General features: G+C 37.9%; 20 protein-coding genes. 1 reads left to right on the top strand and 19 read right to left on the bottom strand.

What is annotated here, in order from left to right; genetic code table 11:
- Positions 1–74 precede the first annotated feature (74 nt).
- The 16 genes from Q7O55_RS00530 to polA all read right to left on the bottom strand — a co-directional run bounded on the left by Q7O55_RS00530 (position 75) and on the right by polA (position 16412).
- Complete coding sequence (locus tag Q7O55_RS00530; protein WP_303927607.1) at positions 75–770, bottom strand: ComF family protein; 696 nt, start codon at positions 768–770, stop codon at positions 75–77.
- A complete protein-coding gene (locus tag Q7O55_RS00535; RefSeq protein ID WP_303927608.1) occupies positions 770–2923 on the bottom strand; it encodes an ATP-dependent RecD-like DNA helicase in 2154 nt (717 codons plus the stop codon). The genes Q7O55_RS00530 and Q7O55_RS00535 overlap by 1 nt, the downstream gene beginning before the upstream one ends.
- Complete coding sequence (locus Q7O55_RS00540; protein ID WP_303927610.1) at positions 2923–3687, bottom strand: shikimate kinase; 765 nt, start codon at positions 3685–3687, stop codon at positions 2923–2925. The genes Q7O55_RS00535 and Q7O55_RS00540 overlap by 1 nt, the downstream gene beginning before the upstream one ends.
- A gap of 13 nt (positions 3688–3700) precedes the next feature.
- Positions 3701–4633, bottom strand: a complete 933-nt coding sequence (locus Q7O55_RS00545; RefSeq protein WP_021148068.1) for a bifunctional riboflavin kinase/FAD synthetase — start codon at positions 4631–4633, stop codon at positions 3701–3703.
- Between the two features lie 2 nt (positions 4634–4635).
- Complete coding sequence (locus Q7O55_RS00550) at positions 4636–5577, bottom strand: tRNA pseudouridine(55) synthase TruB (protein ID WP_303927613.1); 942 nt, start codon at positions 5575–5577, stop codon at positions 4636–4638.
- 2 nt (positions 5578–5579) lie between these two features.
- Positions 5580–6521 carry a bifunctional oligoribonuclease/PAP phosphatase NrnA gene (locus Q7O55_RS00555; protein WP_303927615.1) on the bottom strand — a complete coding sequence of 314 codons (942 nt, stop codon included), beginning with the start codon at positions 6519–6521 and terminating at the stop codon, positions 5580–5582.
- 17 nt (positions 6522–6538) lie between these two features.
- Positions 6539–6895 carry a 30S ribosome-binding factor RbfA gene (rbfA, locus tag Q7O55_RS00560; RefSeq protein WP_303927618.1) on the bottom strand — a complete coding sequence of 119 codons (357 nt, stop codon included), beginning with the start codon at positions 6893–6895 and terminating at the stop codon, positions 6539–6541.
- Positions 6896–6904: 9 nt separating this feature from the next.
- A complete protein-coding gene (gene infB, locus Q7O55_RS00565; protein ID WP_303927619.1) occupies positions 6905–9343 on the bottom strand; it encodes a translation initiation factor IF-2 in 2439 nt (812 codons plus the stop codon).
- A gap of 15 nt (positions 9344–9358) precedes the next feature.
- Positions 9359–9664, bottom strand: coding sequence for a ribosomal L7Ae/L30e/S12e/Gadd45 family protein (locus Q7O55_RS00570; protein ID WP_303927621.1), 306 nt, complete (start codon positions 9662–9664; stop codon positions 9359–9361).
- A gap of 12 nt (positions 9665–9676) precedes the next feature.
- Positions 9677–9946, bottom strand: a complete 270-nt coding sequence (gene rnpM / locus Q7O55_RS00575; protein WP_303927624.1) for an RNase P modulator RnpM — start codon at positions 9944–9946, stop codon at positions 9677–9679.
- 2 nt (positions 9947–9948) lie between these two features.
- A complete protein-coding gene (gene nusA / locus Q7O55_RS00580) occupies positions 9949–11025 on the bottom strand; it encodes a transcription termination factor NusA (protein ID WP_012864256.1) in 1077 nt (358 codons plus the stop codon).
- A 17-nt stretch (positions 11026–11042) separates the two neighbouring features.
- A complete protein-coding gene (gene rimP, locus Q7O55_RS00585) occupies positions 11043–11501 on the bottom strand; it encodes a ribosome maturation factor RimP (protein ID WP_303927627.1) in 459 nt (152 codons plus the stop codon).
- Positions 11502–11764: 263 nt separating this feature from the next.
- Positions 11765–12460 carry a hypothetical protein gene (locus Q7O55_RS00590; protein WP_303927628.1) on the bottom strand — a complete coding sequence of 232 codons (696 nt, stop codon included), beginning with the start codon at positions 12458–12460 and terminating at the stop codon, positions 11765–11767.
- The gene (locus Q7O55_RS00595) at positions 12444–12998 is read right to left on the bottom strand and encodes a lytic transglycosylase domain-containing protein (protein ID WP_303927630.1); all 555 of its coding nucleotides are present in this window, start codon (positions 12996–12998) and stop codon (positions 12444–12446) included. Before Q7O55_RS00595 ends, Q7O55_RS00590 begins: the two co-directional genes overlap by 17 nt.
- Before the next feature lie 160 nt (positions 12999–13158).
- Entirely contained in the window at positions 13159–13761 is a 603-nt protein-coding gene (coaE, locus tag Q7O55_RS00600; RefSeq protein ID WP_303927631.1) for a dephospho-CoA kinase, read from the bottom strand.
- Between the two features lie 29 nt (positions 13762–13790).
- Positions 13791–16412: a DNA polymerase I gene (gene polA, locus Q7O55_RS00605; RefSeq protein WP_303927632.1), complete on the bottom strand. Its 2622-nt coding sequence runs from the start codon at positions 16410–16412 to the stop codon at positions 13791–13793.
- 267 nt (positions 16413–16679) lie between these two features.
- Between polA and rpsT the strand changes: the two genes are divergently transcribed.
- Entirely contained in the window at positions 16680–16940 is a 261-nt protein-coding gene (gene rpsT, locus Q7O55_RS00610; RefSeq protein WP_004692998.1) for a 30S ribosomal protein S20, read from the top strand.
- A gap of 393 nt (positions 16941–17333) precedes the next feature.
- Here rpsT and ade read toward each other — a convergent pair whose 3' ends face one another.
- The 3 genes from ade to Q7O55_RS00625 form a co-directional block, all read right to left on the bottom strand.
- Complete coding sequence (ade, locus tag Q7O55_RS00615) at positions 17334–19007, bottom strand: adenine deaminase (protein ID WP_303927634.1); 1674 nt, start codon at positions 19005–19007, stop codon at positions 17334–17336.
- Between the two features lie 13 nt (positions 19008–19020).
- On the bottom strand, positions 19021–20334 hold the full coding sequence (locus Q7O55_RS00620) for an NCS2 family permease (protein WP_303927636.1): 1314 nt from the start codon (positions 20332–20334) through the stop codon (positions 19021–19023).
- Between the two features lie 175 nt (positions 20335–20509).
- On the bottom strand, positions 20510–22129 hold the full coding sequence (locus tag Q7O55_RS00625) for a DUF2828 family protein (protein WP_303927638.1): 1620 nt from the start codon (positions 22127–22129) through the stop codon (positions 20510–20512).
- Between the last annotated feature and the right edge of the window lie 174 nt (positions 22130–22303).

Consider the following 22303-nt stretch of genomic DNA (forward strand, 5'->3'; position numbering starts at 1 on the left):
ATAATTTGATATGAATACATTTTATAATGCTACTATAAAATCAAATATTATATTCCTACATTTAATAGTAAAGATTAGAAACTACCACTAGCTAGCGTAAGGGCATCAACGCGTAAAGCGTTATGCTTTTGTAAGACTTTTGCTACGGCTTCAATTGTAGCACCTGTAGTATATATATCATCTACGATTAAAATATTCTTATTTGTCAAATCAATATCCTTGTAATCAGCACATATAACAAAGGCATCATCAATATTATGATGTCTTTCTTTATTTGTTAATCTCCACATATCTCGAGAAGTATCAAACTTGTATATACAATCTAACCATTTAAAGTTTTTTCTATTTATTTCCCATAGAGAATGAGCCCATTCAAGAAAAAATAAATCTACTTGATTATATCCCCTCTTAGCTTTTTTCTTTTTACTAGAAGGTACGGGAACAATATAATCATACATAATTTTACAATTACTGTTCACAATGTTAGACTCATTATATTTCATGTAAAAGTTGTACGATACTAAAAAAGGAGCGGCCCCTTTGGACTGCTCCTTTTTTTCATTAAATTTTACATCGTAAATCATAGACTTTAGACCACCACGATATTCGGCCAACACACATACATCATCTACATAGTGTAAAAACTTATATGGTACATGGCGAATATGTAGTAGATTGGTAAAACAAGTTTCACACCACTCCCCCTGTTTTGCTACAGGCGCACCACAGTGAGGACATACAGGTGGAAATAGGAAATCCCAAAGACTCATTACGAATCACATCTCCCTTGTAGTCGTTCTTTAAACAATGTGTAACGTTCATCGGCATTAACAGTACGCACAGCACGTTCAACTGCGCTCGTAGTGCCGACAATAATTACTTTTCGTTTTGCCCGCGTAACAGCAGTATACAACAAATTACGTTGTAACATGCCACCATAACGTGGAACAAATGGAATAATAACTACACCATACTCACTACCTTGACTCTTATGAACTGTAATAGCATAAGCAGGCATAATCATATGTGCTTCATCGATAGGTAGACGAACCTCTTTATGGATAAATCGAATACAAATATCGGTCCGCGTAATAGCATAGATAACGCCAATTTCGCCATTAAACACTTCTAACTCATAATCATTGAGAATTTGAATAACCTTATCCCCAACGCGATACGTAATGCCATTGACATGAACTTCTCCCTTATAGCTGTCTGGAGGATTTACGGCTTGTTGTACATATTGTGATATCAATGTACTACCTGCTTCACCACGGCGCATAGGAGAAATAATTTGAATATCTAATTCATCCTCTATCGTCTCTTGTTCACGTTTATATACATCAATGATAGCTTTCATCATCATGTCATAAGATTTAACAGGAATAAAAGAAAACTCTTCGCTCACACCTTCTAGGTTAGGCATTTCACCACGGTTGATTGCGTAAGCACTTTCAACGATAGTATTGCCAGAGCTTTGACGATAAATCTGGTTAAGTCGTGTATAGGGCACACAATCACTATCTAATAAATCTTTTAATACAAATCCAGCACCTATAGGTGGTAATTGATCTACGTCACCCACAATAATGACATGAGCTTCCTTAGGAATGGCCGCCATTAAAGAATAGAATAGACGCACATTAAGCATAGACGCTTCATCGATGATAATAACATCTATATCAAGTGGATCATCTTCATTCTTTGTAAAGTCATAGGAGTTACTACCTTGAACAGGTACCAATAGACGATGAATTGTAGTTGCTTCAAACTCAGTAGCCTCGGTCAAACGTTTTGCAGCACGTCCCGTAGGAGCACAAAGTATAATACGCCCCAATCCACCGAGTTGGAAACCTTTTACTAGCGCCTTAATAATAGTTGTTTTACCTGTACCAGGACCACCCGTTATAAGAGAAAACTTTTCAAAAAATGAGAGCTGTATAGCTTCTTTTTGAGCATCACCAAAAGTAATGTAGTTGTCTCGTTCAAACTTTTCAATAAAACTAGGAATATCTAATGCTATTGGATCAGCTTCTAATAGAAACTCCCGAGTATAGTGGACACCTTCCACTTCAGAAACATACATCTCTGGCGGATAGATATATAAGATATCTTCATAATAGGTACTATACAGTGCACCTTGTTCTAGAAGGCTTTCAATAAAGTTAGCAATATCATCTACATCAGTTTGTAATAGCTCATCTAATCGACCGATAAGTTGATCTACGGGTAAGCATGTATGACCTTGATTATCTAAACTGCGTAAAATCCATTCTAAACCAGCCTCTAAACGGCGTGTATCACTGCCAGTGACACCTAAATGTTCGGCCAAAGTATCGGCCGTACCAAAGAGCATATCTGGAGCTACACGTAACAAGATATAAGGATTATCCTCTATAACTGCAACTGACTGCACACCATAATAGGTATATACAATACGACTCCATTTCGATGAAATGTGATGACTTTCAAAAAAATGATTTAAATCGGATAAAATTCCTTCACCAAGTAAGGTATTAAATAATTCATCCTTAACACTCTTTCGGAGACCTGGAACATCTTTAATCTCTTCTGGACGTTCTTCCCGTAAAATTTCTAAGATACGAATACCAAAATACTCTAGTACCTTCTCTACGGATTTTTCACCAAAACCTTTTATGCCTAAATTTAACAAATAGTTCTTGGCAGCACCCATATTATCAGGTTTTAACTTTTCGACACTGCTCACATCAAATTGGCGACCGTACTTTTCATGTTCTACATAACGGCCCCGTACTTCAATGTCTTCCCCTTCTTTAGGAGACTCAAATTTGCCAGTACAAGTAATGTATTCCTCATTATAATCTTTCAGGACAAACACGCAATATGTACGTTGTGTATTCTCATATATAGTTCGGTATACAAATCCTCGTATGGCGTCCATTATTTCTCCGTATTCGGCAAGGCTTCAATAATTTCTTGCACTGCATCGGTAATACTACCTTCGTTACCAATCTTAATATGTGCTACTTCTTCATATAAAGGATATCGTTCTTCATATACATTAAAGATATATTCGATACTTTCTTTTACAAGTGGGCGAATCTCCAAATCCAAATCATCTAAAATATGATTCACATCGCGATTAACAAATACAACAAGACCATTATTTCTCATCAATTTTACAGTTTTATCATAGGTAACAGTACCGCCACCGGTAGCAATAACAGATGGTTTGTTATGAATTAATTCTTTAATTGTAGTATATTCATATTCACTAAAAGCATCTTTACCATCGTAGATATAGATATTTTGAACAGATTTACCTACCTTATCTTGAATTGTTTGATCTAAATCGAAAAAATCTCGACCTAACTCTTTTGCTAGAACCTTACCAACAGTAGTCTTGCCTGCACCTGGCATACCAATGAGAAAAATATGCTTATGCATATGCTCTTTTAAGAACTCATTACTCATAGAAACAACAGTTTTTATATAATTTTCAACATAAGGTGCTAAAACTTTTTCTTTACAATTTTGAGTATGTAAAGCAATAATACTTTCGTCCCGTTCTTCATCAATAAGTGGTAAATGATGTTCATCCTTATATTTACCAATTTCTTTAATCAATGTGAGTCGCTTTTCAAACTCCGTAACTAATACAGAATCAATACTATCTATCTGTTTTCGAGCTTCTTTAATATCCATGAGAACCCCCTTTTTATGCATTAGCTAAAATAGCTAGAGCCTGTTCTTCATCTACCTTCATTTGATCGATAAGGTCTTGTAAGTTATTAAATTTAACTTCTCCTCTAATATAAGAAATGAACTGTACAATCACTTCTTTTCCATATATATCCTGGTCAAAGTTAAAAACGTGTACTTCACATCTATGGTACTGATTTCTAAAGGTTGGATTATCTCCAATATTGCCTACCCCATCATACCAAATACCACCAATACATACACGATTAGCATAGACTCCATCTGGAGGTGTAGCCATTTCATTAGGAAGTAATAGATTTAATGTTGGAAATCCTAATGTGCGTCCACGTTGATCACCTTTAATCACAGTTCCTTTAAACTGGAATGGCCTACCTAGCCAATGATTTGCATCCTCCAAACGTCCTTCATGAATAGCCTTTCTAATTTCTGTACTAGAAATAGGTGTACTACGACCATCACATGGCAATAAAGGCTGTACAAGAACTCGTATATTCTTATCCGCTACCACTTTTTTCATATATTCTGGATTGCCAAGCCCCTTTGCACCAAATGTAAAGTTTTCACCAATTACAATAGCTTCCACATTCATATCATTGCAGAGATCATGTAAGAATTCATCTGCAGTCATTTTTAATAATGCTTCAGTCATAGGTAACCGTAAAATATAGTCAACTTTGAGCTCTTCTAACACAGTATCCATAATCTCTTCTTGAATCACCCGTTTAGGTACTCGTTCTGGATGTAATATAGTCAACGGATGATGTTCAAAGGTAATGATGATACTTACGCCATTGACTGATGTAGCCTCTTCAACAGCCTTACGTATAACTCGTTGATGACCTCGATGAATGCCATCAAAGGTACCAAGGGCATATACTTTTGTATCTTTGATTTGACGTAGTTCATCAAACGAATGTATTTGCTTCATACTTATCCTTCAATAAAAATATTTTTTTCCACCTTTAATGAGTGGTTTGTTCGTTTCATAATACCTATGAAACCAAGAGGTCCATAGGCTCTATAAAAATTATCTGGTTCGGTAAAAGAAAATTCCCTTTCAATAGGTAATTCCTTCCCTTGCACCATCATCCTTAATTGTACACTATTTACAGTCACTTTTGAAAGATGAGAAACCGCCGCATCCGTTGGTAACAAAAGGCTTTCACCATGTAGCATTATCTCTTCAGCCATCTTAGCGGAACCGATGTCAAAAGGCCCTACTTGAGTACGTGCCAAAGAAGTCATCGTGCCAGGTATACCTAAAGCAGTACAAATATCGCGTAATAATGAGCGAATATAAGTCCCGCCTGAGCAAGTCACGCGAATCGTAAAAAAGGGAAATCCATAAGCAATGAGCTCAATATTTTTAATATCAATTTGACGTAATGGTAGCTCTACAGGAATACCTTTACGAGCATATTCATAAGCTCGAATGCCGTTTACTTTAATAGCTGAATACTTAGACGGTCTTTGGTCCTGAATACCTGCAAATTTTTTCAAGATACTAACCAGTTCTTCAAAGCTTGGTTTAACCATAGTTGCTGAGATCTCTGTAGATTGAATAGCTTGATTCAATACAACGCCATCACGCAATACCATATTAGTATCTGGCAATACAGTTTGTCCTGAGCTATCTTCAGTATCTGTAAAAGTACCCAATTTACATTCTGCTACATAAGTTTTATCAAAATCCTCGGTGTATTCTATAAGGCGAGTAGCCTTGCCAAGAAATACAGGCAATACACCATAAGCCATAGGGTCTAATGTACCGCTATGACCAATGCGCTTTTCTTTTAAAATACGACGACAAATAGCAACGGCATCATGACTCGTAATACCAGGAGGTTTTAAAAACGGTAATATCCCATCCATTATTAAATCACCTCAATGAGAGCCTGTTTTGCTTCTTGTAACGGCAAATTAATAGTACACCCAGCAGCACGAATGTGACCACCTCCACCAAAATGGCTTGCTACAGCGTTCACATCAATACCTTTAGAACGTAAACTTACACGTGTTCTATTATCAGCTTCTGCTTTTAATAAAATTGCCACATCTACAGTATCAACATTTCTAATAATGTCTACAAAACCATCTGTATCATCGCCAAGAATATTCATGGCATCACAATTCAACTCGATAGTGGCCACTGTATTATTTTTATGAAACTCGATAGTTTGCATAACTTGTTTTGTTAATTCTAAGCGACTAGCAGATACGGCTTCAATGGTTTCAGAAATAACATTTGGTCTAGCCCCTGCAGCTACACATTTAGCAGCCATCTCAAGGGTATTCGCCGTAGTATTACTAAACTTAAAGAAACCGCAGTCCGTAGCTATCGCCATATATAACGCGATACCCATAGATTCAGTGATAGGCCAATTCCATTTTGTACATAAGTCGGTAACAATTTCACCAGTAGCAGCAAAGTCAGGCTTTAAATATAGATAATCCGCAAATTCCGTATTAGAAATATGGTGGTCTATATTAAAAATAGGTGCACTCCAGAGTGCACCTACTTTGCCAATTCGCTCATACGTGCTAGCATCCAAAACCATAAGCATATCAACATCAACTGGATTATTTTCAAAATACGCTACATCATGGATGTGGTCCGTATACCGTAAGAATGTGTACTTCTCAGGAACTACATCATCCACTACCATATATACAGTTTTACCTTGTCCTACAAGGGCTTCATAAAAGGCTACCATGGACCCAATAGCATCCCCATCAGGTCTAATATGGACGGTTAGCATAATAGAATTAGCTTCACACAGAGCCATATGTAATTGATTAATAGTAATCTTACTCATGTTCTGTATCCTTTTTGTTAATTTGTTTCTTCATCCTTTTTAATTTCGTTCAAAAGGGATTCAATATGCATGCTATAGTCCAAGGACGTATCCTTATCAAAAGTGATGGAAGGAGTATGTCGCAATTGAAGTACCTTTCCAAGCTCGGTACGAATATGTCCAGCCGCATGCTTTAATGCGATAAGGGTATCTTGTTTTTCCTTATCGGAACCAAACAAGGAAACATAAATCGTAGCTTCACGCAAATCACCTGTTATATGAACATCAGTAATTGTGGTAAAACCGATGCGAGGATCTTTCAATCCACGCATCAACATTTGACTTACCTCTTGTTTGATAAATTCTTGTAATTTTCTGACACGAACATCACTCATATAAACCTCCTATAATTGAGGTACAATTTCTTCCATCAAGTATGCTTCAATAACGTCGCCTTCCTTGATGTCGCGATATCCTTCTAAGGAGATACCACATTCAAAGGATGTTTTAACTTCCTTAACTTCATCTTTGAATCGACGTAAAGAATCAACCTTACCTTCAAATACAACGATGCCGTCACGAATTAAACGAACTTCAGAATCGTTAGTAATACGACCTTCCGTTACATAAGAGCCAGCTACAATAGCCTTTGGGGTAGAAATAACTTGACGCACTTCTGCACGACCTACGACAACCTCTTTAAATTGAGGTGCCAACATACCGCGCATAGCAGATTCAACATCATTGATAGCATCATAAATTACACGATATGTACGCAAATCAACCTTTTCTTGTTCCGCTGCACGTCGAACATTAGCATCAGGGCGTACATTAAAGCCCATTACAATCGCATTAGATGCGGATGCCAACATGATATCCGATTCATTAATAGCACCTACAGCAGCATGAACGATAACAATACGTACCTCAGGGTTTTTGATGCCTTCTAAAGATTGACGCAATGCTTCTACAGAACCTTGAACATCGGCTTTGATAATGATATTAAGATCCTTCAACTCGCCTTGTTGAATTTGATTAAAAATATCATCTAATGTAACTTTATGTGTAGCTTGTAATTCTTGAACCCGTTGTTTAGCAATACGTTTTTCAGCAATTGCACGTGCTTCGTTATCATCCATACCATTTATAATTTCACCAGCTTGTGGAACTTCGGAGAAGCCCAAAATTTCTACCGGCATAGACGGACGAGCAACTTTTACTTTTTCACCGCGTTCATTTGTCATAGCACGTACTTTACCGTATGCAGTACCCGCAAGTACTGTATCACCTACACGAAGAGAACCTTTCTGTACCAAGACAGTACATACGGCACCACGACCTTTATCAAGTTGAGCCTCGATAACTACGCCATATGCCTTACGGTTAGGGTTCGCTTTCAATTCCATAACTTCTGCTATGAGCAAGATATTTTCAAGTAAGTCATCAATACCTTGTTTTTGTTTAGCAGATACTGGAACCATGATTACATCGCCGCCCCATTCTTCTGGTAAAAGGCCATGTTCAGACAATTGTTGTTTAACATGGTCTGGGTTAGCACCTGGTTTATCCATTTTGTTGATGGCTACAATAATAGGTACATCTGCAGACTTCGCATGATTAATAGCCTCGATAGTTTGCGGCATTACACCGTCGTCGGCAGCGACTACAAGAACTGCAATATCCGTGGATTTCGCACCGCGTAGACGCATAGCAGTAAATGCTTCATGACCTGGTGTATCAAGGAATGTGATTTTATTATCCTTGTAGCGAACTTGGTACGCACCAATATGTTGAGTGATACCACCAGCTTCGCCAGCTGTTACATTAGTTTGACGAATTACGTCCAACAAGGATGTTTTACCATGGTCAACGTGACCCATGATAGTTACTACAGGAGGTCGTGGTTTTAATGTTTCTGGTGCATCTTCAATTTCAATAACATCTGTAGGGTCTTCTTCAGGTTCTACTTCAGTTACAGTTACACCGAACTCTTCGGCCACGATAGTAGCTGTATCTACATCAACCTCTTGGTTAATGCTGGCCATAACACCTAAAAGCATCAATTTTTTGATGATTTCAGATACTTCGCGACCCATTTTTTCAGCTAAGTCTTTAACAGTTAGAGGCCCACTCAATTCAATTTCTGTAGCAATTGCTGCTTCAGCTTTACGTTCAGCTTCTGCTTTTTGTTGTAGGTACTGCTCGTTACGATGTTTTACACGATTTTTCTTTTTTTGCATAGATGTAGATAACAAGGATTGGGGGCGGTTATTACCACCTTTTTTATTTTTCTTGTTACGGCGATCATTATTAGAATTGCGGTTATCGTTGTTTCGATTGTCATTGTTACGCACATCATTAGAACGACCGTTATTACGGTTATCATTATTGCGGGTATTATTAAGGCGATTGTTAGCACTGTCTCCACCATGTTGCTTACCATCGGATTTGCGTGTAGGCTCAGAGATTTGTACATGACGGACATTGCCTTTTTTATGGTCCTTTTGTTTAGATTGATCGTCTTGTTTTTGACCAGCTTGTTTGTGTTTATCTTTTTTCTGTTCGTTAGAACGATTTGAATGCTGTTGTTTATGTGATGCAGCTTCTTGTTTATGAGCTGCAGTTGGAGCAGATTTCGATTCTACCTTTTTTTCTTTTTTTTGTGCTACTTTAGGAGCTTCAGATTTTTTACCTAATTGTTTTTTTACAATTTCATAACCTGAATCATCTACAGAATTAACTGCTTTAGTAACATTAATATTATGTTGTTGCAAGATAGAAATGACCTGCTTACTTTCAACGCCGAACTCTTTGGCGATTTCATGAACGCGTTTTTTGGACATCTACATACCCCCTTATTATCGATCAATCTCTTTAAGTAATGCCTTTGCAAATCCATCATCTAGTACGGCGACTACTACCCGAACTTCCTTACCAATGGCCGTTCCTAAAGCCTCTTTATCGGCAATACTGTGAAGTGGAATGTGATGGGTTTCTGCTAATTGAGTATATTTCTTTTCATTATTGGCTGCACAATCACCAGCGAGAAGTACCAATTTCGGTTCCTTTCTCTTTATAGCTTTTTCTACGATAAAATCACCAGAAATAACTTTTCCTGCTCGTTGCGCTAAGCCTAAGAGATTTAAAATTTTATATTCATTCATGTATATCAGTGATTACTCATTCTCTTGTAAATCACGTTGTAACGCTTCATATATCTCTTTAGATACGCTATGCTTTAAGGACCGTTCTAATCGTTTTGCCTTATAGGCCTGCTCAAAACATGACATGGATTCACATAAATAAGCTCCACGTCCTGGTGCTTTACCGCTGCGATCAATAGTGATATTGCCGTCAGGACTCAAGGCTAAGCGAATCAATTCTCGTTTTGCCTTAGATTCACCACATCCTACGCAAGTACGCATAGGTTGGGATTTTGGTTTCATGACTATTCACCATCCTCAGCATTGCCGAAACCTGTAAAAGGTTCTTCAGCAGCTTGAGTTTCACTTTTAATATCGATTTTCCAGTTAGTCAACTTAGCCGCCAAACGAGCATTTTGACCAGCCTTACCAATAGCTAAAGATAATTGGTAATCAGGTACTACTACATATGAAGATTTTTCTTCTTCACTTACATCTACCGATACAACCTTCGCAGGGCTTAAGGAGTTAGCAATGTAAATTGCTGGATCTTCATCCCATTTAACAATGTCTATTTTTTCATCGTGTAATTCATCAACAATATGTTGTACACGTTGCCCTTTAGGACCTACGCAAGCACCTACAGGATCAATATTTTCATCACGACTATATACAGCGATTTTAGAACGCATCCCCGGCTCACGAGCTACAGACTTAAGCTCTACTACGCCTTCAAAGATTTCTGGAACCTCTAGCTCAAATAGACGTTTCAATAAACCTGGATGTGTGCGAGAAATCATAATTTGAGGGCCTTTCGTAGTTTTCTTAACCTCTACGATATAGCATTTAATACGATCTCCTTCACGGTATGTTTCTGTAACAATTTGCTCAGTTGGAGGCAAAATCGCTTCCGTTTTACCAAGATTGATAAATACATTTTTACCTTCAACGCGAGTAATAACACCAGTGATGATGTCTCCTTCACGGCTGTAATACTCTTCGTATACTACACTCCGCTCAGCCTCTTTTAAACGTTGAATGAGCATTTGTTTAGCAGTATGGGCAGCACTACGGCCAAAGTTGGCAGGAGTTACATCTACTTCTACTACATCACCAATCTCAAAACGTTTATCTTTTTTGCGAGCGTCCAACAAGCTGATTTCTGTTTCAGGTAATTCAACAGTTTCCACAACTTGTTTTTTAGCCATTACTTTATAAACACCTGTTTCGCGGTCAATCACAACGTACGCATCTGGGTTAGATGTTGGTTCTTTGCGATATGCTTGCAACAATGCAGCCTCTAAGGATTCAAAAATAACCTCAGGAGCAAAACCTTTTTGCTTTGTAAGCACCATTACCGCTTGAATTAATTCTTGACTCACTCGTATGCCTCCATATATTAAAAATCAAGATGTAATCGAATTTGTGCAATGGTAGAACGTTCAAATGTCATGCTTTCACCATTGATAGTAAAGTCGATAGTTGAGTCTGTAAAACCTTGTAATGCACCAGTAAATTGTTTACTGCCATTAATAGCCTTAAACAACTGAATATCTACATCACGGCCATTATAGCGAACTAAGTCCTTGTCTTTCTTAAGAACTCGATCGAGACCGGGAGAAGATACCTCCAATAAATAGTTTTCCGTAATTGGATCCTTTTCGTCGAGGACAGCACTTAATTTTTCGCTCACCAACTGACAGTCATCCAAATCTACACCACCTGGTTTATCAAGGTAGACACGTAAATACCAATCCCGTTCACGTACATAGTCTACATCGACGAGTTCCATATTGGTGCCGGCTATAATACCTTCAACTACAGAGGATACAAACGCCTCCACTGCTTCTCTTTTCATAGCCATCGCCTCCTTACTTACTACATCTTGTATATATCTCTTGATTCTAAATACTCTAAAATTGAGCTAATCATAAATGAAAGAGTGGACATAAGCCCACTCTTTTAAAAGATTTATATAAAAGTCATATATAGTATATCACATTTACTATGTATATACAAATTCTACGCTTTCTAATGGGTATTAAAGAAACCAATCCCACATAAGTCATTCTATAAAAACAAAAAATGACAAAACATAGTATAGTTAAATCTATCCAAACTTTAATCAACGCGCTCATTCAAGCCTTTTAGTATCGCACCTAAATGCTCACGCAATAGCACTGCTAAATCATCTAGATTTTTTGCATCTAAATGATGGTCAATTTCTGGATAGCTTTTATAACGAAGTTCCGCAAAGTATTCATCACGCAATTCATTATAATACAATAGTAAGCCTGTACACTCATCCATCTTGCGGTATTCGCCGATGATAAAAGACCCATTAATCATGCGAATCGCATGGGCTGGATCAATATCGCGTACAAAACCTTCTAACTCTTCAGACATAGCTTGTGAAAAGTCCCATTCAGGAATCCCTCGGCGACGATAAGTAAAGGTAAAATTATTAGCAGGTTCTATTAACATATTGGTTAACCCTTTTACACATCGTTCTTGTAGCCCGGTCCAAAAAGTCTCTAAATCGGCTCGCACAAAAGAAATGTCTACAAAGGAAAATAGTGGCATTTCTATATGTACTGTATAATCCTCTACCTCTTTATCATATAAGGCAGACCAACGCCATCCCAAATCGTTTTGATAATGGAAAATAGGTACCTTTAAAACGTCTTCACCAGCACTAATACGATTAGTTAACGTTGTATAGTCACTTTCAGTAGAGGTAACTAACGTAAAGCCTTCAATAGATTGAGGCAACCAGGAATAGTCTAAGGCTTTACAAGCTTCAATAATTGTTTCCATATAACGCCTCATATCTTTCTTGATACTGTAAGACTGCTTTTACATAGCTACGAGTCTCAGGAAATGGAATCGTATCAACCATTCCATTCCAATTATTTTCGTGAATCCACGATTCCACATGACCACGACCAGCATTGTAGGCAGCTAGTGCAAGCACCTGATCCCCATTAAACTCTTTCAGCAAATGACCTAAATACCAAGTACCTAGCTCAATATTTATAGTAGGCTCTTTTAGTTGACGATCCGTATAGTTGCCATGTCCTACTTGTTGTGCCACCCAACGCGCTGTATCTGGCATGAGTTGCATCAATCCAAGCGCACCGGTTTCAGACTCCGCTGTGTTTTTATACTTGCTTTCAGCTAAGATAACACTAGCCACCAAGGATGGCGGCACCTGTTCTTTCTCAGCTGCAGCTATAACTTCCTCTTTATAGTTAAAGGGATACGCGATTTGACGCGCCAAAGGATCATCTAGGTATATAAAATAAAACCACCCAAGTACGACACAGGATAGTGCCGTTGCCGTTGCACGTTTCATATATCCCCCTTTCTACATACAAACTGAAAATAGTCATCAAAATCTGACATATAACAAATGCTAAACTAATATTATGCTAAATTTTATGGGCTTATTATACCATTTATTACTATTATTTATATACCAAATTTGACACATAAAATGGCAATTATTGATTTTCTTATAGAACTGATTCGATACGCTCATTCCAGATGGTATCTAATTGTTTCTTTAAATCCAAAGGTGTACCATTATTATCAATGATTACATCTGCATAAGGACGTTTATCATCAAGACGCATTTGACTCTTAATACGAGCCAATGCATCCTCTTTGGTAAATCCATTGCGGTTCATTAAGCGCTCAATTTGAGTCGACTCATTCACATATACGAGCCACACCTCGTCCATCATGGTATACCACTCTCCTTCGATGAGTAAGGGAATATCATATAGTAAAACGGGTGTATGTAGTGCCTCATAATGAGCTGTGAGCTCCTTGATTCGATTTTGAATATGCTCTTTTAAACAACCATTCAATTGTTGGCGTTTATTTTCATTGTGAAAGATAATAGCCCCTAATGCTTCTCGGTTTAATGTCCTATCATCGTGCAATACATCGGTTCCAAATACAGCTACAATTGCTTCTAACCCTTTTGTACCAGGCTCTACAACTTCACGAGCCACAATATCAGCATCGATATACGGTATACCTTTATCCTTAAAATATGTAAGAACTGTACTTTTGCCAGATGCAATGCCACCAGTTAAGCCAATTTTAAACATATATCCCTTCTATTAATTATAAATATATATTACTTTACTAATGCCCAGTTTTCTGCATGATGTACGTCTACAATAAGAGGTACTTGTAGCTCTACAACAGATTGCATTGTACTACGTAATAATTCTTCTATAGCTTCTAATTCAGAGTTCACCACTTCAAGTACTAGTTCGTCATGTACTTGTAATAAAAGTCGAGACTTAAAGTTTTGTTCTTCTAATTTTTTCTCCACTTGGTTCATGGCTAACTTAATAATATCTGCGGCAGTACCTTGAATTGGCGTATTCATTGCGGTCCGTTCAGCAAAAGAACGACGGTTAAAGTTACGACTATTAATATCAGGTAACTCGCGTTGACGACCAAACATAGTGTGAACCTTCCCTGTTTCATGAGCCTCTTGAACCATTCGATCCATATACTCTTTAACCTTAGGGTAACGGCTAAAATAAAGATCAATATAATTTTTAGCTTCACCACGTGTAATACCAAGGTCACGAGATAAACCGAAGTCAGAAATACCGTAAATAATACCGAAGTTAATAGCCTTCGCATGAGAACGTTCTTCGCTAGTTACATCATCTTGAGCTTTACCAAGCACCTCTGCCGCAGTAAAGCGGTGAATATCCTTGCCTTCTACGAAGGCTTTAATCAATGCTTCATCGCCAGATAAATGGGCTAAGATACGCAACTCAATTTGGGAGTAATCGGCACTCACCAATGTATCATATCCAGCACCCGGATAGAATAAGGCACGAATTTCACGGCCTTTTTCGGTACGAACAGGAATATTTTGCAAGTTCGGATCAGATGAGCTAAGTCGACCTGTAGCCGTAACCATTTGATTGAAAGTCGTATGAATACGACGAGTCTTATCATTGATGAGAACTGCCAAACCTTCGCAATAGGTAGATACTAATTTAGCAACAGAACGGTATGCCAAGATTTTTTCAACAATCGGACTTTCGTGACGAAGCATATCCAGTACTTCCGCATCTGTAGAATAGCCGGTCTTAGTTTTCTTGATGATTGGCAAGTTCATCTTTTCAAACAAGATTACACCCAATTGTTTAGGTGAATTGATATTGAAATTTTCTCCGGCTAGTTCATAAATCTCTTGTTGTACTTGAGCTAGTTCCTCTTTAAAACGAGTTGTTGTTTCCGCCAACTTCTCTGTATCGATATAGATACCATTCTTTTCCATCACTACTAAAGTATGAATCAAAGGCAACTCAATCGTTTCATATAAAGACCATAACTCTTCACGACGAGCAGATTCACAAGCTGCTTCGTTCATGTCGAGTAATGCTTTCACCATGGATACGCATTCTACATCTACACTACCGCTAGCAATGCTAGGTACAGAGAAGCGCTCAGTTAGATATAGATATCCATAATTAGTACGCGTAGGATCTAATAAATACGCAATGAGAGACATATCGTGAACACGAGCAGTTTTATCAGCATTAAATAAAGAGATCTCAGCTGGCACATCTGCACCAAAGGCTTCGATAATCTCCTTAGTTTGAGTTGTAACAATGACTTTAGCACTTTGTAATACAGCTAAAACAGCTTTAGTATCGTCTGTTTTTACAATAGTATCACCATTATATAGATACGTATTCGTTACCGCTCTAAATGGAGTCTTACCATCTAATATGACATGCACTGCTACCGTTTTATCTTTATAGAAGTCGGCTGTTAATGCTTTAGCATCCGCTAAATCATCTAAAGAAATCTCCTCTTGTGGTGCAAATAAAGAGCCTGGATCTCCAAAAGTTGCTTCCTCGCCCCCCATTACTTGAACAATGCGAGGTGTTAATTTAGTAAAGCCTAAAGTTTCAAATAAAGGCTGTACTTCAGAGGTATGGAAGTTTTGTACAAAATCTTCCACTTTATAAGATAACTCCATATCTGTTTTTATTGTTGCCAATTCACGAGATAAGAAGGCTAACTCTTTATTCTCTACGAGGCGCTCTTTTAATTTCTTACCAGAAACATCTTGAATATGTTCGTATACAGATTCAAGATTGCCATATTCGGTAATTAATTTAAGCGCTGTTTTCTCACCTACGCCTGGTACACCTGGAATATTATCGGAAGAGTCACCCATAAGCGCCTTCATTTCGATAACCTTATCAGGACCATAACCATAAAGCTCCTCCATATTATCTAGAGTAACTTCTAACATATCAGAAATACCTTTTTTAGTTAAGAACACATGACTATGTTCTGTTACAAGCTGTAAATTATCACGGTCACCTGTAATAATTTGAACAGCCATTTCAGGGGCTCCAAACTTTTTACTCAAGGATCCAAGGATATCATCCCCTTCAAAACCTTCTTCTTCGATGACACAAATGCCCAATGCTTTTAATACATCTTGAATTAAACTAAATTGTGGACGCAAATCCTCAGGTGCATCTGGACGATTTCCTTTATATTCACTATACATTTCAGTACGGAATGTTTGACGACCTTTATCAAATGCTACGGCAATATAGTCAGGATTAATTTCTTCATACAATTTAATGAGCATTGTTAAGAAGCCATATACTGCATTCGTTGGTGTTCCCAAAGCGGATTTTAATGGTGGTAATGCAAAAAATGCACGGAATAACAAACTGCTACCATCTATAATCATTAATTTTTTCATAATACACCTCACTTAATTCTATTCTTCATTATAACATAAGGATCCTTTTAACTTTCATAAATAAAAATTAATATATTGTTACACTAGAAAATGAGTAAGTAATTTGATTTTAAAAACTACATATGTGCTTTCGTTAATAAACAGTAGAAAATGTTTTACAAATCATGTCATTAAGGAAAATATTGGGCTGAAAAGTCCTTGCGTATCAATATTTGGTATGATATAATCATTCAGGTATAAGAAACGATTTTTAAGGAGGTGACTCAATTGCCAAACATTAAATCCAGTATTAGAAGCGTAAAAACGGATGCTGAACGTCGTGCGAAAAACGCCGCTGTAAAATCTCAAATTCGTACAGCAGCTCGTAAAACCGTTGAAGCTGTTCAAGCAGGCGCAGTAGAAGAAGCAAAACAAGCACTTGTTCATGCTACTAGCGTAATTGATAAAGCAGCCTCCAAAGGTGTACTTCATAAAAACACTGCAGCTCGCAAAAAATCTAACCTTGCAGCTAAAGTAAACGCTTTATAATTTTAAAAGCAAGCAAGACAGTCTCTCGGATATCCGTTGAGACTGTTTTTTTATACCCTTTTCTTATTTAATTATAAAATAATTTTTTCTTTGTTATACAGTTATATTTTTTTAAGCCCTATGGTCAGATTAGAGGACTATTAATTCCATATTGAAACTGTAAAAATGAAAATGACACTAAATTTGCAGACGTCCTTGGTTCATTAGATTATGATGTAGTATGTAAATCTACCATACTTGATATTAAAGATATGATGGAAAATCAAGGCTTGCTATAATTAAATAAACTCATCCTGTTTCAAGGATAAAAGCAAAAGGGACTGCAACTAGAATGTGGTAAAACCACATTCTGTTACAGCCCCTTTTTATATTAGCTTTTCATTAAACTTAACACTAGAACTCCATCACACCTGTAGTAGTGATTCTAATTTCTGGAATTACAGTTAATGCAAGGAAACTCAAATTAATAAAAGGATCTAGGCCTTTCGGCACGCCCATACCGTAAGCAATATCTTTCATCTTAGCCACTTTTGCATCTACTTCTTCGTGAGGTCGATTTGTGATTAAGCCCATTACTTCAAGAGCTAGTTCCTCTACTACTTTGCCTTCACTAGCAATGACATATCCGCCGCCAATTTCGCGAATACGCTCAATAGCAACCATCATATCTGCATCGTTGTCGCCAACAACAATCAAATTATGTGAATCATGTGCAAAGGATGTGGCAATGGCACCGTTCTTAAGGTTAAACCCTTTCAAGATTCCTACACCATTTCGTCCGGTCGCCTTATACCGTTCTATACAGGTAATTTTATTAAATACATCATTAGGCACGAATAATCCATTTTTTGATGGTACATCTTCCACCGTTTTCTTCGTTACAATCTGTCCCGGAACAATATTAATAATCGCTTGCGGACCTTCAACAAAAACGTCTAATTTTTTCTTTGTGAAAGTACCTATATTAACCGTATGCAGTAATTCAGCTGGTACAACCTTCTCTTCTCTTACGAGAGTGCGTTCAATCGGTTTTCCTTTATAAAACACCTCGTAAATATCTACGCGTTGTTCATCATTAAGAATTACAAGATTAGCACTATAACCGGGCGCAATAGCACCTAAATGTTTCAAACCATAACATGATGCAGGATGAGTAGAGGCCATTTTATAAGCTTGGACTGGTGTCAGTCCCAGTTCAATAGAACGACGAATATTATAGCTGATATGGCCTTCTGAACGAATATCCTCAATATGTTTATCATCTGTACAGAAACCATAACGTTCCGTATTCCCTTGCTCTTCTACAAGCCCTTTCACAATGGAATCTAGATTATGAGCCGCACTGCCCTCACGAATCCATACATAGATACCATTTTTAACTTGCTCTTTTGCTTCTTTGTAGGAAATACATTCATGATTTGTAGTAATTCCTGCCAAACGATAGCTTGCTACTTGCTCTGGTGAAAGTCCAATAATATGTCCATCCATAATTGTATCTTTAAAGTAATCTAACTTTTTCATCATGTATGGATCACTATTGATAACACTATAACAGTCCATGACTTCACCTAATCCTAAAATACGTGGATTAGCTTGTAGCTTATGTAACATATCGCCATCTAAAATAGCGCCATTATCTTCACCTGGTACAGCGGGCACACAGGATGGAGCCATAACATACACATCACCCTGAGCAGTAGCCGTTTCATTAATCATATACTCAACACCTGCAATACCCGCTACATTACCGGCTTCATGAGGGTCTACAATAAATCCTAACGTTCCCACTTGAGAGGCCTCAAATACGAGTTCTTTCGGATTCACCAAGGTGGATTCCAGGTGAAGATGGCTGTCTATAAATCCGGGCACAATATATTTACCGCTGTAATCATATTCTGTTTCACCGGTATATGTTCCTACACCTATAATCGTATCATCATGAATCGCAATATCCGCTTTTACCCATTCATCGGTGAATACATTTAAAACAGATGCCCCCTTCAATACGACAGGAGCCTTATCCAACCCCTGTGCCTGTCGAGAAATTTTTGCATTGAATTGTATCATATAAGGGTCCTCCCTACATAAAGACTTCTTTCAAAACGAAAATGAGCGCCAAGAAATACATGACACCGGAAATGTCTCGATACTTACCGGTCAACACTTTAATCAAAACATAACTGATGAGCCCCCATTCGATACCCACACCTATTGAGTAAGCAAATGGCATCATAATAATGGTCAAAAATGCCGGTAGTCCTTCCGAAATATCACCAAAATCGATGTCCTTAACGGATGCCATCATAAATAGACCTACCACGATGAGTACCGGAGCAGTAGCCGCCACAGGAATAACCATGAGTAACGGTGCCAGGAATAAGGATGCTATAAAGAGCCCCGCAATGGTTAACGCGGTCAGCCCCGTACGTCCACCCTCTGCGATACCCGCAGCCGATTCAACAGCCACGATATGAGGCGATGTACCCAGTGCACTACCGATGATAGTGCCTAAAGCGGATACTTTCATACAGGAACTCTGAACACTCATCTGTTTCTCCTGAGGTACCTCAGCTTGATTTGTAAGGCCAATCAATACACCGACCACATTAAATAAGTTGACGAATAAAAATGTAAAGGCCACAAACACCATATCCACAGACAAAAGTTCGCTCAAATCATAATGAAACCAAATTGGTGCCAACGACGGCGGCATAGAAACTACCGTATCCGGCAATTTGGTAATACCGCAGAAAAATCCTACGACCGCAGCAATAATAACAGCCAGAAAGATTCCACCTTTTACATTACGACCCGTAAAAACGGCAATCAATATAATTCCCAATATAGATACTAGGCTGGATGGAGTTTGTAAATCGCCAATGCTCACAATAGTGGCAGGATTGCTGACAATAAGACCTGCACTGCTGAGACCGATGAGGGCGATAAATAATCCGATGCCCGCCGTTACCGCCAGTTTAATCGTATGAGGTATGGCATTGAACAGGTATTCTTTTAACGGTGTAACCGCAATCAGTAAAAATGCTAAACCTGCAATTAATTGAGCCGTCAAAGCAAAGGCAAAACTATGCCCCATCTGGACAACAATAGTATAAGCAAAAAATGCATTGATACCCATACCGGATAATCCTGCAAACGGCATATTGCTATACAGAGCCAGCAATAAAGTCATGATGATGGCACTCACAGCCGTCGCCGTAAATACGGCACCTACATCCATACCGGCAGCGCCAAGAATAACCGGATTTACGGCTAATACATAAGAAACACAAAGAAATGTGGTGGCCCCCGCAAATAACTCTCTCGATACGGATGAGCCCCGTTCTGAAACCTTAAATACTTTGTCCCATACACTACCTTGTACTTGTTCTCTCATAATGATTCCTCCTCTCGTACTTACAATCATGGGCGTATTCATGTATATTTATATATTTCCACATAACTACATAAATTTCCTGTATATGTTTAAAATTTTGTATACAAAATTACCGCAATACATAGTGATTACTTCAAATTACTATGTATTGCGGTATTTAAATCATCAATAAAGACTATGCTACCTTATGGGTAACATAGTCTTTTAATACAGTATCAACAATACTACACTTAGCATCTAACTCTGCCTTTAATGCTCGTTCAGAATCAAGGTCTCCAGATACGACCATATCAACGATGGATTTAGAGAATCCTGACACGAGAATGACACCGCTTGGATGTGATTGTACAGGTATTGTATTGTGCGCATAAAGAGACACATTCCAAAAAATAAGGCGTGGCATACTATAACCACAGTCTTCAAATTTCTTACGACACATTTCCATTACTGTAACCGTATCACTATGAACTGTAGCTTGATCAAATTGCATGTCCGAAATGACAAGACACGTCTTAGGTAAATCCTCTTGACGCATATGATACTTAATAGCCGTATCTAGAATCAAATCAAAGGTAGCCTCAATATCCGTAGTGCGAAAATCATCGAATCTACGTAATCGTCTTAATTTATCATGCAATGACTCACACATTGAAATATCAACAATTTCGGGATTGCTACTAAACGTAATAAATCGATTTTTGAAAGCTCGATTCCTATTATGCTCTGTACAATATAGTGCAATGGAATCGCCCACACTAAGGGCCGTCACAGAGTTATTGCCTGCTACTGGTTGCCACATAGAGCTTGAGCCATCTCGTATGATCAATATATCATCATACGCTTTGGGTGGCTCTTGAGCCTTCCACAATTCTTCTAGTGTAGGATCCTCTTCTTTAATGGTACCTACCCAGCCATTGGGATTCGTATAGGCATGAACAATATCGTAAAGGAACATAGAATTAGCATTAATCCTAACAGATGTATCACCCTTTTTCAAGGATGCAAGATAAATCTTACGACGTTCCTCGTCATGATTTAGGAAGGCATCTCGATATTTTAAATTTGCCTTAGATGGCACGTGATTATAATTAATATCATTCCATTGGTTAAGAGATGCCTTACGATCAACAACTGCTAGGTATTTACGTAACATGGATAAGGTCTTACGGTACTCACGAGCATTCAAATTCAATAAGGATTGTAAAATAATCGCCTCAGAACGAGCCGGCTTAGATGACGTATTATTAGAAGGCATCCATTTTGCTAGAAGGCTAATAGAATCGCCAAGACCACAGCCTATCACATCATGACTAAATTGATTCCTAATTAGTTTCCCCAATCCGTCATGAAGAACATCACTAGTCGTATCAAAATAGATACGCAATACATCATCCCAACGACCATAATTCCACAACTCAGTACCAATGATAAATTGCAAAGCCATTTCTGGATACAAATCACCGATTTTAGTGAGCATCATACGAAATACATCGCGTTCACCAAGACCAAGCTTAATGTGGCGTGCATACATAAGCCACTTCATGGTATAAAAAGGATCTTCCTCATAAGATGTAATAAATAAACGCAATGCGTCAACTGCTTCCATCTTATGTGACTCTCCATAAAAATAGGATTGGCTTTTACTTTTACCATAGAAATTAATTGCTGCATTACGCAAAGAAGGAACGGAAAAATTTAGGTCTACGAGAGTACTACCACTCGTGCGATACGCCGTTCCACCATTACCGGTATAGGATTTTTCATTTGTTGTTAATGCGTCCATAAATGTATTCATAGTTCATATCTCCTTGGCATATAAAAAACCGCTGCGGATTATCACAACGTAAATTTTGAAAGCAAAATAAACAAGATAACCATGAGCGGTTACAATACAAAGTTCAATACAATTACTAACCTCATCGAGGCTAAGGCTAACTAGACACGATATCCGAGACCAAATGGTCTCTAT

It is taken from the genome of Veillonella parvula (assembly GCF_945949885.1).
GTDB classification, from domain to species: domain Bacteria; phylum Bacillota; class Negativicutes; order Veillonellales; family Veillonellaceae; genus Veillonella; species Veillonella parvula_B.